This is a genomic window from Duganella caerulea, from assembly GCF_040362985.1.
In the GTDB taxonomy this organism is placed as follows: Bacteria; Pseudomonadota; Gammaproteobacteria; order Burkholderiales; family Burkholderiaceae_D; genus Rugamonas; species Rugamonas vulcania.
The window spans coordinates 1-12,431 of record NZ_BPWJ01000019.1; the positions used below are offsets into that span (position 1 = coordinate 1).

11 protein-coding genes and 1 pseudogene are annotated in these 12,431 nt (G+C 65.1%); 2 read left to right on the forward strand and 10 right to left on the reverse strand.

Annotation, left to right across the window (positions count from 1 at the left end; translation table 11 throughout):
- The 10 genes and pseudogenes from ACUJB0_RS30545 to ACUJB0_RS30590 all read right to left on the reverse strand — a co-directional run.
- Nucleotides 1-580: pseudogene (locus ACUJB0_RS30545) on the reverse strand (flagellar hook-length control protein FliK); the annotation flags it as partial.
- Nucleotides 581-594: 14 nt separating this feature from the next.
- Complete coding sequence (locus tag ACUJB0_RS30550; protein ID WP_444848557.1) at nt 595-924, reverse strand: flagellar protein FliT; 330 nt, start codon at nt 922-924, stop codon at nt 595-597.
- Nucleotides 925-927: 3 nt separating this feature from the next.
- Nucleotides 928-1,365 (reverse strand): flagellar export chaperone FliS, encoded by a 438-nt coding sequence (gene fliS, locus ACUJB0_RS30555; protein WP_444848558.1) that lies wholly within the window; start codon nt 1,363-1,365, stop codon nt 928-930.
- 28 nt (nt 1,366-1,393) lie between these two features.
- On the reverse strand, nt 1,394-4,084 hold the full coding sequence (gene fliD, locus ACUJB0_RS30560; protein WP_444848559.1) for a flagellar filament capping protein FliD: 2,691 nt from the start codon (nt 4,082-4,084) through the stop codon (nt 1,394-1,396).
- A 197-nt stretch (nt 4,085-4,281) separates the two neighbouring features.
- On the reverse strand, nt 4,282-4,671 hold the full coding sequence (locus ACUJB0_RS30565; RefSeq protein WP_444848560.1) for a flagellar protein FlaG: 390 nt from the start codon (nt 4,669-4,671) through the stop codon (nt 4,282-4,284).
- Between the two features lie 90 nt (nt 4,672-4,761).
- A complete protein-coding gene (locus ACUJB0_RS30570) occupies nt 4,762-6,312 on the reverse strand; it encodes a flagellin N-terminal helical domain-containing protein (protein ID WP_444848561.1) in 1,551 nt (516 codons plus the stop codon).
- Between the two features lie 299 nt (nt 6,313-6,611).
- Nucleotides 6,612-8,192, reverse strand: a complete 1,581-nt coding sequence (locus tag ACUJB0_RS30575; protein ID WP_444848562.1) for a GGDEF domain-containing protein — start codon at nt 8,190-8,192, stop codon at nt 6,612-6,614.
- A 138-nt stretch (nt 8,193-8,330) separates the two neighbouring features.
- Nucleotides 8,331-8,978: a response regulator gene (locus ACUJB0_RS30580; protein ID WP_161087575.1), complete on the reverse strand. Its 648-nt coding sequence runs from the start codon at nt 8,976-8,978 to the stop codon at nt 8,331-8,333.
- A gap of 22 nt (nt 8,979-9,000) precedes the next feature.
- Nucleotides 9,001-10,185 (reverse strand): sensor histidine kinase, encoded by a 1,185-nt coding sequence (locus ACUJB0_RS30585; RefSeq protein ID WP_444848563.1) that lies wholly within the window; start codon nt 10,183-10,185, stop codon nt 9,001-9,003.
- Nucleotides 10,186-10,208: 23 nt separating this feature from the next.
- Complete coding sequence (locus tag ACUJB0_RS30590; protein ID WP_444848564.1) at nt 10,209-10,778, reverse strand: hypothetical protein; 570 nt, start codon at nt 10,776-10,778, stop codon at nt 10,209-10,211.
- A 115-nt stretch (nt 10,779-10,893) separates the two neighbouring features.
- Here ACUJB0_RS30590 and greB point away from each other — a divergent pair, with 115 nt between their 5' ends.
- Nucleotides 10,894-11,460 carry a transcription elongation factor GreB gene (greB, locus tag ACUJB0_RS30595; RefSeq protein ID WP_008451309.1) on the forward strand — a complete coding sequence of 189 codons (567 nt, stop codon included), beginning with the start codon at nt 10,894-10,896 and terminating at the stop codon, nt 11,458-11,460.
- Between the two features lie 25 nt (nt 11,461-11,485).
- Nucleotides 11,486-12,349: a transporter substrate-binding domain-containing protein gene (locus ACUJB0_RS30600; RefSeq protein ID WP_444848565.1), complete on the forward strand. Its 864-nt coding sequence runs from the start codon at nt 11,486-11,488 to the stop codon at nt 12,347-12,349.
- Nucleotides 12,350-12,431 lie beyond the last annotated feature (82 nt).

Sequence of the window (12,431 nt, forward strand, 5' to 3'; positions counted from 1 at the left end):
CAGCGGTGCCTGCTTGCGCGGCGCCCGTGGCCGGGCTGGCCGCACCGCCGGCGGCTGGCTGCGTGCCAGGCTTGGCTTGGCCCGGAACGCTATCCGCTTCCGCCGGCACGCCGGCTTCGGCCTCGGCCGCGCCGGGTGTGGCCGGCTGGCCCGGCGCGGTGCCGGCGGGCTGGCGTGGCGTGCCAGGCAAGGTGGCCGGTGCGTCCTGCGACGGCAGGGTAGGGGAATAGAGGCCGGGGTCGGCTTCGGCGGTGTCGCCGTAGACCACCGTGGCGGAGCTGCCGGGGGTATTGTTAGCGAGCTGGAATGTGGGGCGGGGGCTGGCCGTGAGCACGGTCAGCGGCACGTCGGCGCCCACCTGCACCTCCGGCGGCAGCATCATCCGCACGGCGTTGTCGGCCACGCGGACCAGGAAGCTGCCGTCGTTGTACTTGGACAGCACCTCGGCCGTCACCGATTGTCCGACCAGGCTTTGCAGCGCGCGCTGGAAGGCCGCCTGGCGGCCGTCGCCCACCGGCGCGACACCGCCGACGCCGGCCGCCGGGCCGACCGGCAAGATGGTGACCGCTGGCGGCATCATGGCGCGCCCCTGCTTTAGACGCTGCCGTAGGCGTTAATCACGCGCCGTTCAGTGCCGGTGGAGTTGATCAGTTTGGACAGTTGCGCCATCCACGGCATGGTCAGGTCGCGGATCTGGCGGTCGGCGTTGAGCATCTGGCGGATCAGGCTGATCTTGCGTTCGCGGTCGGCGCCCTGCATCGGCCGGGCCGGCTCCTGCTCGCGCAGCGCCTGCACGTGCGCGGCGCAGCGTTGCTCCAGCAGCACCAACTGGTCCCAGTCGCTGCGCGTGGCGGCCTGCACCATCTGTTCGGTCAGGTCGGCCATGGCGGCGTACACGGAAAGGATATCTTGGCTGGTCATCATGAATCAGGCGCTCGCGAGATTGGTGGTGGGGCGGATGCCGGTGGCGGCGGGAGTGTCGGCAATGGCGTTCCAGGCGTCGCGCAGCTCGGTCAGCAGGCGCTGCACTTCCTCCAGGATCGTCGGGTCGTTGTTCAGGTTGGCTGTCAGCAGGCGCGCGCTCATGTACTCGTACAGCGCGTCCAGGCCCTCGGCGATGTCGCCGCCGGCCTTCTTGTCGAGCGCGGCGCGCAGGCCGCTGTCGATGATCATGATGGCCTTGGAGATCGATTTGCCTTTCTCGCCGATGTCGCCGTTGCGCATACCGTTCAGCGCGCTGCTCAGCGCCACCAGGGCGCCGTCGAACAGCATGACGATCAGCTTGTGAGGACTGGCGGCCACCACGCCGGTTTCCATGCCAACCTTGGCATAGGCGTGCACGCCAGTTTGTCGCGATCCGAACATATTCTGTCTCCTGTTAAAGCGTCAGCGGCTATTGCTTGGCAAGCGCCGCGAACTGTTGCGTCAAGAATGACGCGGTGGTATTCATGCTGGCGATCGAGGTGTCGAGCGCCGTGTACTGTGCGCGGTAGCGCGCTTCGATATCGACCAGGCGGGCGCTGAAGGCGTCCTTCTGCTTGGCGATATCCTTGACCGTGTTGTTCAGGCCGGTGGTGCGGCTGGTGATCGCGCCTTGCGCGCCCAGGTAGCCGGCCGCCAGCGAGTTGAGCTGGTAGGCGTAGCCTTGCGAGAAGCCGAAGCTGCCGCGCGAGCCGATGGTGTCGCCGGTGACCGTCAGCTTCAGGCCATCTACCGGTGCGCCCGGCGAACCGGTCAGGGTCTGGCCGCTGCCGGTGGCGGTATAGCCGCCGATGGTGCCGGCCACATCTAAACCGTCGACCGAGGCTCCGGTGCCGAAGGCGGCCGAGATGTCGGTGCCGGTGGCGGTGGCGATGTGGATGTTCGATTTCGACCCATAGCTGGTCGAGGCCAGTTTGAGCTTGCCGTCATCGCCGACGGTGGCGGTGACCGTGGCGCCGGCGTTGGAAAACGCGCTGACGCCATTGATCGACGATTGCAGCAAGGTCGCCAGCTGGCTGGGGTTGTAGCTGCCGGCCGGCAGGGAAATGGTGGCGGTGTTGGCCAGCGTCGGCGGCGTGGTGTCGTTCAGCGTGACGGTCCAGGTGGTGTCCGCGTCGATCACGGTTTCGGCCGGCAGCACGTTGGTGCCCTGCAGCGTGCCCTGGGTGGCCAGCTGGGTGATGTTAATCGCATAGTCGCCGGCCTTGGTGTTGGTGCCGGAGCTGGTGAACTTGACATCGGGATCGCTGCCGTGGCCAACCGCCGCGAACAGGCCGGCGATATCGTTGAAGTTGCTGGTGATGGCCTTTTGCAGTTTGGAATTGTCCAGTGTCAGCGTGCCGTCTTTCTGGAACGAGATGCCGATCTGTGACAGATTGGTCAGGCTGCTGCCTTGCAGCCCGGTGATCGAGGAGCCGAGCTGACGCCGGATCGAGGCTTGCAGATTGCGCAGCGTCGGATCGCCCAGCAGCGGGCCGCCGGTCTTGGTGTCGGGATTGTAACCGCCCAGCTGCTTGATCTGGTCTGTCAAGTCGTTGTACGCCTTGACAAAGCCTCCGACCGCAGTCGTGAGCGAACCGCTGTCCTTGCTTACCGACAGCGTCGAGCTGCCGACCTTGAGCGCGTTGATACTGACGCCGGCGATCGCGCCGCCGATGCTGGTGCTGGAGCTGGTGACGGCAATGCCGTTCACCGTGGCCAGCGTGTCGGCCGCTGCGGATTTCTGGCTCAGGTTCTGCACGCCGCCCGGATCGTAGCCCAGCAGCGATACCAGATCAGGGTCCGGCGGATTGCCACCGGACCCGGCCAGGGTGATCTTCATGGTCGAGGTGGCGCCGGTGGCGGTCGAGGTCAGGATCAGGTGATTGGGGGTGGCGGTGGTGCCGGTGGAGCCGTCCGAGACGATGCTGGCGGTGACACCGAAATTGCCCTTGTTGATCGCGGCCAGGATGCCCTGCAGGGTATTGTTGCTGCTGTCGATGACGATGTTGCCGCTGGTGCGGGTCGAGTCGGCGCTGAAGCTGGCACCCAGGTAGGCGCCGCCTACACCGGCCGTCAAGCCGGCGCCGGCCGGGTTGGTGCCGCCGACGCTGATCGGGCTGCCGTCCGCCGAGACCAGCGAAATCGAGCCGACCGCCGTGGTGCTGGAACCGATATTGGCTGTGCCGCTGTTGCCGATGCCGCCGGTGACGGTGCCGGTGACGGCCTCGGCGACGGCGATGTTGCTGCCGTCGGCGTTGGTGAACTGCAGCGTGCCGGCGGCGGCGGTGCCGCTGACGGTGATGTTGGCGTCGGCCAGCGCGCGGGTGACGGCGGTGTTGCCGGTCAGCGCGGCATCGATCGAGGCGGCTGTGACTCCGCCCGCGCCGCCGGCGGCGACGCCGGTCGCTTGGGCGGCGATTTCCACGCCGCCGACGGTCAGCGTATAAGTGCCGCCGCCGCTGGTATCGATATCGCCGAAGGTCGAGGCGCCGGCGGCGCCGAACAGCGCGGCATTGGTGACAGTGGGCGCGGCCTTGGCGGAGACGCCCGTGGTCGTGCTTTTGGCGTTGATGGCATCGGCCAGCAGGCGTGCGCTGCGGGTCGTGCCGTCGGTGGCGATCGCGGTGTTGTTGATGCTGAGCGAGCCCGGCGTGAGACCGCCACTCGACAGGCTGGCGCCCAGCTGGGTGCCGGTGATGCCGAAGCTGCCGCCGCTGACGGTGCCGAGCGAGAAGTTGATCGTGGTCTTGGCGCCCAGGCCGATCGCCGAGGTCGTGGATTTATAGCCGCCCGAGGCCAGCGTCTGCGCCTGCGCGAGCTGGTTGATGTTGACGCGATACGTACCCGGCTGCGCGGTGCCGCTCGCGGTGGCGGTCATCACGGTGGCGTCGCTGGGCGTGCTCACCAGTGTCTGGAAGCTCGACACCGAGGTCAGGCCCGCCAGCACACCCTGGAAGGTGCCCAGCGCACCGGACAGATTGCCGAACGCGGACACCTGCGACAGATAGCTGGCCGACTTCTTGTCGTAATCGGCCAGCGGCGCGGACTCGACCGCCATCAGCTTGCTGACGATGGAGTCGACCGGGATGTTCGAGCCGATGCCAGGTGAAGAGATGCCCACGATGCGCTCCTAAGTAAAGCAATAATATAAGACAATATCGGCAGAATCAAACCGGACTTGAGAGGGGAGAATACCTGCCAGTTCAGGCAAAGCTGAAAAAACGGGCAGTGGAGAGGATGTGACGGGAATTGGACAGGCGCTCCCGGCGTCAGGATGCCATGGATGGAGAAAAAGCGGCGCGCGCGAGCGCGGCCGCTTCAGGCGGTTTGCTGGATCAGCAAACCGGAGTTGCTGGACTTCGACTCCAGCGATTTGGCGATTTCCAGCGCTTCGGGCGAGGGAATCTGGCGCAGCACTTCCTTGGTGGTCTGGTCGATCACCTTGACCACGGTGCGCTTGGTGTCGCTGTCGACCGAGAATTCCAGGCCTTGCGACTTGGCCTGCGCCGACTTGTTCAGCTGCGACACGGCGTGGTTGACCTGCTCCAGCGTCGGTACGTTGGCCGGGCCCTTGACGGCAGCCGCCGTTTCCACGGCAGTAGCAGGTGCGCGCGCGGCGCCTTGCGCAGCGACATCGCCGCCAGCGGCTGTGGCCGGGCGGTCTACTGGGCGGGCCTGGGTGGCCGAGCCGATGGTATCGATAGTCATGATGCTTCCTTTGTGAAAAATCCCCGACTGAATAAATCAGCCGGGGAACCTAGTCAGGGTGACCTTGTCGGGTCAATCCTTCCCCGGATTTTAGCCACGCAGCAGGGACAGCACGCCGTTCGGCAGCGAGTTGGCCTGGGCCAGGATGGCGGTACCGGCTTGTTGCAGGATCTGGCCGCGGGTCAGGTTGGCCGTTTCCGACGCGAAGTCGGTATCTTGAATCCGGCTACGCGAAGCGGACAAGTTCTCCGTCGTCGTGTTCAGGTTCGAGATGGTCGAAGCGAAACGGTTCTGGATCGCACCCAGTGCAGCGCGGTTGCTGTTGACCTGGTTCAGCGCGGAGTCGATGCTCAGCAGTGCGGCATTGGCACCGGCCACGGAGCTGACGTCGATCTTGGCAACCGATTGCAGGTCGGAGCCGGTCGAGGCGGCGACGATGTCGGTTGGGCCGCTCGACGCTAAGGTAAAGCCCGAATCGGACGAGAAGTCCAGGTGGCCGCCGACCGTAGCCTGGGTGCCGGAGGCGGCGAAAGCCGATTCCGCAGCACGGACCGCAGCAACCGAACCATTGGCCGGTTTGTCGATACCGCGCAAGACCGCACCGCTCAGCGAATCAGTGGCTGCGTCGCCGTTGGTATTGGTAATCTGAATATCGGCGCCCGACGAGTTGGTCAGTTGGATTTCCTTGGCATTGGTGGTGGCGTTGACCTTGATCGATGCGCTGATACCCGTAGTACCCACTTGAGCGTTGATCGCTTGGGCAACCGCCGACAAATCACCGCCCTTTACCTTGGCCGAAATCGTCACGGCGGTCGAGTTGGCGTCCGATTCGATCGAGTTGTCACCGCGCAGAGTGAATTGCAGCGAACCATCTTTGATCGCCACACCGCCGGCACCGCTCAGGGTTGCGGTGGTGCTGGCAGTCGCCTTGACGCCACTGGTCGCGCTCAGGCCGTTGACGTTGGCGGCGATACGCTTGGCGCTGTCGCCGGCGGTGACGGCCACGGTGCTGGTGGTGCCCGTGCCGGATGTGAACGTCAGGGTCTGGGCCTGCGTTTCGTTGGCGCCGGTGGCGGTGGATGCCGAGGCATTGCCAGCGGCATCGCCGTAAAGCGCAGCCAGCGTATTGTTGCCGATATCGGTGGCCTTGGCCGATTGGACGCCAATATTGATGGTCTGGCCGGAATTGGCGCCGACCTGGAACTGGGCCGAGGTCAGCGAACCGTCCAGCACGTTCTGGCCGTTGAACTGGGTGGTGTTGGCCACGCGGTCCAGCTCGTTCGACAGGGCCGACACCTCGCCCTGGATCGACTTGCGGTCCGAATCCGAGTTGGTGCCGTTGGCGGACTGGACTGCCAGTTCGCGGATACGTTGCAGCAGATCGCCTGCGGTGCTCAAGCCACCCTCGGCCGTTTGCGCCAGCGAGATGCCGTCGTTGGCGTTACGTGCTGCCTGGGTATTGCCGCGAATTTGCGAGGTGAAGCGCTCGGAAATCGCCAGGCCGGCGGCGTCGTCTTTTGCGCTGTTGATGCGCAAACCGGAAGACAGGCGTTGCAGGGAAGTCGACAGCGAGGCTTGCGACGTGGTCAGGTTACGTTGCGAATTCAGCGATGCAATATTAGTGTTAATGACTTGTGCCATGATGTTTCTCCAGACTTAATACTTCGATTCGGCGATATGCTCAGTTCCCATTGGTCTGTCTCCACATTCCGAGACATTCAAACCGCTGTTGTAACTGGTAACGGTTGCCCAGAGGGAAAATTAAGGGGCAAAAAGCCGGGAAATTTTCTACATCAGGCCTAAAGTTCATTGCCGATGCCCGTTTAAACGACCGCGTTCGCGGAATCTTTAGGGCAAAAATAATTATTTTTCGGCCTTGTTTTTGGGCAAAAAAAAGCCCGGCGGGCGCCGGGCTGGAATAAAAATGACAATAAACGGGGCTAATCGGCCACCACCACCCGGTTTTTGCCGGTCTGCTTGGCGGTGTACATGGCCTTGTCGGCGCGCTTGACCAGCTCGGTCTGCTCCTCGTTGGGACGGCGCAGCGCCACCCCGGCCGAGAAGGTGATCAGCACCTTCTCGTTATCGTGCAGGAAGAAGTGCTTGGTCAGCTCGCGCTGCAAACGGGTCATCGTGCTGGCGGCCGCCTCGACCGAGGTCTCCGGCATCAGGATCAGGAATTCCTCGCCACCGAAGCGGGCGATCACGTCCATCGAGCGCAGCGTGTCCTTGACGATCTTGACCAGATGCTTGAGCGCGGCGTCGCCGGCGATGTGGCCGTAGGTGTCGTTGAGCTTTTTGAAATCGTCCAGGTCGAGGATGGCGATGCACAGCGGCGTGCCGCGGCGGTCGGCGCGCGCGGTCTCGCGCTCGAACACATCGTCCAGGCCCCGGCGGTTGAGGCTGCCGGTCAGCTGGTCTTCGCGCACCAGCTCGCTCAAATGCTGCAGCTTGGCTTCCAGCGCGTGGATGCGGTTCTCGGCGTCCTGCACCTCCTGGCGCGCCAGGACCATCTTGTCGCGCGCCTTGAGCGCCTCGCTCTGCACCAGCCGGGTTTCCTTGAGCACCTCGTCGAGGATGTTGTTGAGCTCGGCGATGTTGTCGGCCTTGCTGATCTTTTCCGAATAGCCGCCGATCTTCTCGTGGAAGTCGCCGGTCGAGGCCGCCACCTGGCCGAGACGGTCGATGAAGGTCATCATCATGTTCTTGACGGTGAGCTTGACGTCCGACAGGCTGTGCTTGAGCTGGCCCTGCTTGTAGATCACTTCCTTCAGGCTGCGCGTGGCTTCCTCCAGCGCGCGCACGTCGATCGGGCCGGTGATCAGGTTCTGCACCGACTCGATCTGGCCGCGCAGCCAGCTGTCGTCGTCAAGCAACTCGCTGACGTTCTCCAGCAGCAGCTTGAACAGGCGCAGCAGCAGTTCCTGCTGCTCGCCGCTGTCGCCGCCGCGCAGCTCGATCTGGTAGCACAGCTGCTTGAGGCGCACGGCGATCTCGGCCAGCGCCTCCTCGCTGTGGGCCAGCTTGGTGGCCGCGCCCAGCGATTCGGCCTCGGCCACCAGCACCGGCGCGCCCGACAGCAGCGACGCCACCGCGAAAGTCAGGGTGCGGCTGAGCAGGTCGCGCAGCGTGCGGCTTTGTTCGTCCTCCGGCGCCAGGCCGGCCACCTCGATGCCGCCCTTCTTGCTGACGAAGTGTTTTTCCACCAGCTGCGACAGCGCCTTGGCGTAGCCTTCCCAGTCGCGCGACTTGACGGCGCGGTTGAAGCGGCGGCCGAAGTCGGCCAGGTCGCCGCTGTTCTCGGTCAGGCGGGTGGCGAACTGGCTCAGCACCGATTCCGGCCCCGGATCGACAGCGCCCAGCGGCGCGGCGGCCGGCTCGGCGGCGATGCCGGCGATTTCGTTGTAGATGTCGCGGTAGGCTTCCGGCGTCGGCGCGATGCGGCGCACGGCCAGGCGCTTGAACGCCTCGCGCGCGATGTCGGCCGGATTCTGCTCGGGAGTGGAGGATTTGCTGGACATCAGATGCTGCCTCTTAAAGGTTTGTTCATTAAACCATATTAAGCCCGCGTCCCGGTCGGCATAGCTTGAATAAAAGGGTGGAATGTGGCTTTCATCAGGGTATTAAGTATGAGCATTCCGGCAAGCGCCTGCCCGGGCCTATTCGATCAGCTGGTTCTTGATCGCATAGTGGGTCAGTTCCGCGCTGTTTTTCAGCTTCATCTTGACCAGCAGCCGGGCCCGGTACTCGCTGACGGTCTTGACCGACAGCGACAGTTCCTTGGCGATCATGCCCACCGTCTTGCCGGAGGCGATCATGGTCAGCGTCTGGTATTCGCGGTCGGACAGGCTGTCGTGCGGCGGCGCCTCGTGGTCCTCGCCGACGTGGTTGGCCAGTTCCTGCGCCAGCGCCGGGCTGATGTACTTGAGGCCGCCGGCCACCTGGCGGATCGCCGTCACCAGCTCGCGCGGCGCGCTCTGCTTGGTGAGATAGCCGGCCGCGCCGGCCTTGAGCGAGCGGATCGCGTACTGGTCCTCGCGGTGCATCGACAGCATCAGCACCGCCAGTTCCGGCTTTTCCTTCTTGATCTGCTTGAGCACTTCGATGCCGCTGCGGTCGGGCATAGAGATGTCGAGCAGCATGACCTGGCAGTCGGCCTTGCGGAACAGCTTGATGGCGTCCAGGCCGTTCTCGGCCTCGCCGGCCACGACGATGTCGCGCGTCTCGGCCAGGATTTGTTTCAAGCCTTCCCGCACGATGGCGTGGTCGTCGGCGATGAAGACCTTGATGATGGCTTTTTCTGACATGTGACTCTCTATTGATCTTTTGCTATTTCACGGCAGAAATGTTTTCACCCGCTATTGTAGCGCCGGCGGCGGCCGCGATGAGGGCCGCGCGTGCGCTTTCGTGCTTAATTTTGATGGACACCACGGTGCCGCCGCCGGCCGCGTGGCTCAGGGTCAGCGTGCCGCCCAGCGCGCGGGCGCGCTCGGCCATGCCGCGCAGGCCGAACGAGGCCGGCTTGGCGCGGTCGGCCTGGCGGATGCCGCGGCCGTTGTCGCCGATCTTCAGGCTGATGTGATGCCGCAGCCGCGCCAGCTTGACGCTGACGCGGGTGGCGCCGGCGTGTTTGGCGATGTTGGTCAGCGCCTCTTGGGCGATGCGGAACAGCGCGGTGGCCTGGTCGTTGTCGAGCTCGACGTCGCGCTGGTTGGCGTTGAAGCTGCAGGCGATGCCGGTCTGCTTCTCGAATTCCTTGACCTGCCACTCCAGCGCGGCCGCCAGGCCCAGGTCCAGCAGCGCCGGGCGCAGGTCCAGCGAAATGCGGTGGACGGCGTCGATGGTACGGTCGACCAGGGCGTCGACGTAGTCGGTCTTGTCGCGCAGCGCCGGGAAATCGCCCACCTCGTCCAGTCGCGCGGCCAGCATGGCGACCGCCATCTTGATCGCGGTCAGATTGCCGCCCAGCTCGTCGTGGATCTCGCGCGCGATGCGGCCGCGCTCCTGCTCCTTGACACGGTCGGCATGCGCGCTCAGCTCGGCCAGCCGGGCGCGCGAGTGGCGCACCTCCAGCTGCTCCTGCTTGCTCTCGCTGATGTTGGTCATGATGCCGTCCCAGCGCACCGCGCCGTCCGCCAGCGCGTGCGGCGTGCAGCGCAGGTTGATCCACTTGACGTCCTTCCAGGCGTCGATCCAGATGCGGCCCTCCCAGTTCCAGCTCCACAGCGCGCTGGCCGAGGCCTGCATCGCGTCCAGGTAGGACTTGCGGTCGTCGGCCAGGATCAGCTCGAGGAAGCGGTCCGGATGGTCGTGCAGCTCGGCCGTTGTCAGGCCCAGCAGCGCCTGGCAGCCGTCGCTCAGGTAGGGGAAGGAGACGCGGCCGTCCGCGTGCAGCACGAACTGGTAGACCAGGCCCGGCGTGTTGGAGACGATGGCGTCGAAGCGCGCGCGCACCTGTTCCAGCTCGTCGGCCAGGGCCGCGCTGTCGGAAGGGGGAGGGGAGGCTGCGTTCATATAAATGATATAAATTGTATGGATTAACGGGCGTGCCAGCGGGCGCGGAAGCGCCGCAGCAGGCGGCGGAAGCGCGCGATCCAGCCGCGCGGCGACGGTGTGGCGTGCTGGCGCCAGTGCCGCCAGGCCTTGGCCAGCGCGCTGACGCGGCGCCAGGCGCGGGTGGCGCGCAGCCGTTCGATCCAGCGCTCCTTGAGCGCCAGGAACCAGTGCAGCAGCCGGGCGAACCAGACAATGGTCATCAGCACCGGCCGCGTCAGCAGGAAAATGCGCGCCACCGCCGCCGCGCCGCCCAGCTTGGCCAGCACGATGACGAGCAGGCCCAGCATCGCGTGGCCGTGCGTCATCGCCCACAGCGCCAGCAGCTTGACCGGGAACAGCAGCAGCGCCGGCAGCACGAACAGCGCCAGCGCGGCGTACGGGCTGAGTGTGCAGATCCACGCTTCCAGCCGGTGCAGCGGCGGCCAGGCCGACAGCCGGCGCAGCACGCGCATGCCGACGTCCCACAGCCAGTCCTCCAGCAACAGCAGCAGGGCCGCCAGATAGACCAGCGGGGCGAACAGCGAGCGGCAGAAGCGGTGGAAGAGTTTCATCGTTGAAGCATTGTTCTATCACTATCATGATACGTGAAAGCATCGCCGGCGCGGGGAAAAACACCGAACGTGCACAACAGCCCCGGCGCCGCTTGAAGCCGTTACAATAGCCCGCATGAACAAAGCATTTGTCAAAGAGTCGGACCAGGACGACGACGAGGAAGCCGCCGCGCTGGCGCTGGCGATCCCGGCCGGGTCGAAGAATTACATCCGGCCGGAAGGCTACCAGCGCATCAAGGACGAGCTGCTGCAGCTGATCGACGTCGACCGGCCGGAGGTGGTGCGCATTGTGCACTGGGCCGCGTCCAACGGCGACCGGTCGGAAAACGGCGACTACATCTACGGCAAGCGGCGGCTGCGCGAAATCGACCGCCGCATCCGCTTCCTGACCAAGCGCATGGACTCGGCCGCCATCGTCGACCCCAGCGTGCACCATGGCAGCGACCAGGTGTTTTTCGGCGCCACCGTCACCTATTGCAACCAGCACGACGAGACGCGCACCATCACCATCGTCGGCATCGACGAGCTCGATCCGCTGAACGGCAAGATCAGTTGGGTGGCGCCGGTCGCGCGCGCGCTGACCAAGGCGCGCGAAGGCGACGTCATCACCTTCCAGGCGCCGCATGGCGTGGAGGAGCTGGAAATCCTCGAGGTGAGCTATCCGGCCCCGGCTGCCGACTAGAGCCCGCCGGCTGGCCTGGGCAGGGTTGTGCCTGCTGGCGCTGGCGGGCTGGCAGGGGCCGGCGCTGGCGCTGGACCGTTACATCATCGACCTGAACTCCAGCAAGACAGAATTCAATAACAGCCACGTCCTGCGCCTGTTGAAGGCGGCGCTGGAGGCCTCGCGTCCCAAGTACGGCGCTTACGAGGTGAAGATCTCGACGCTGCGCGTGCAGCGCGACCGGCTGATGGTGGAGATGAAGAAAGGGCAGTCCGTCAACCTGAGCGCACAGGTGACGTCGGCCGAGTGGGAGCGCGAGTTGATCCCGGTGCGCATCCCGGTGGACAAGGGCTTGTCGGGCTACCGCATCTCGCTGATCGACGGCCGCGAGCAGGAAGCGTTTTCAAAGGTGCGCACGCTGGCGCAGCTGAAGGCGATGAGCCTGGGCGCGGGGCGGCAGTGGAGTTCGACGGCGGTGTTCGCACAGGCTGGTTTCGACGTGGTCGGGGGCGCCACCACGGCGGGGCTGCACCGGATGCTGGCGGCGCACCGGTTCCAGCATTTCCCGCGCGCGATCGACGAGGCGCTGTACGAGCGCGACGAATACGCCCCGGCGTTTCCGCAACTGGCGGTGGAGCGCAGCCTGGTGCTCTACATGCCGCTGCCGCGCTACTTCTTCATCGGTGGGCAACCGAGGTTGGCGCGAAGGCTGGAATACGGCCTGCAACTACTGATCGCCGACGGCCGCTTCGACCAGATCTTCCACGAATTCTATGACGGCCTGATCGAGAAAGCGGCGTTGCACAAGCGCCGCCTGTTCCGGCTGAACAATCCACTCCTGTCCCGGCAGACACCACTGGCCAACAAGGCCTATTGGTACGATCCGTACAAGGAAATTGGGGTCAAGTAATTTGGGGTCAAGTCTGACATTCGGACACGAGCTGTGCCGTAGCCGCCGCTACGGCACAGCTCGTGTCCGAATGTCAGACTTG

Bases quoted from the DNA above. Each gene is read 5' to 3' on its own strand.
- ACUJB0_RS30550 (WP_444848557.1), bottom strand. From the start codon at position 924: ATGATGACCAGCCAAGATATCCTTTCCGTGTACGCCGCCATGGCCGAC.
- fliS (WP_444848558.1), bottom strand. From the start codon at position 1,365: ATGTTCGGATCGCGACAAACTGGCGTGCACGCCTATGCCAAGGTTGGC.
- ACUJB0_RS30565 (WP_444848560.1), bottom strand. From the start codon at position 4,671: ATGACTATCGATACCATCGGCTCGGCCACCCAGGCCCGCCCAGTAGAC.
- ACUJB0_RS30570 (WP_444848561.1), bottom strand. From the start codon at position 6,312: ATGGCACAAGTCATTAACACTAATATTGCATCGCTGAATTCGCAACGT.
- ACUJB0_RS30575 (WP_444848562.1), bottom strand. From the start codon at position 8,192: ATGTCCAGCAAATCCTCCACTCCCGAGCAGAATCCGGCCGACATCGCG.
- ACUJB0_RS30580 (WP_161087575.1), bottom strand. From the start codon at position 8,978: ATGTCAGAAAAAGCCATCATCAAGGTCTTCATCGCCGACGACCACGCC.
- ACUJB0_RS30585 (WP_444848563.1), bottom strand. From the start codon at position 10,185: ATGAACGCAGCCTCCCCTCCCCCTTCCGACAGCGCGGCCCTGGCCGAC.
- ACUJB0_RS30590 (WP_444848564.1), bottom strand. From the start codon at position 10,778: ATGAAACTCTTCCACCGCTTCTGCCGCTCGCTGTTCGCCCCGCTGGTC.
- greB (WP_008451309.1), top strand. From the start codon at position 10,894: ATGAACAAAGCATTTGTCAAAGAGTCGGACCAGGACGACGACGAGGAA.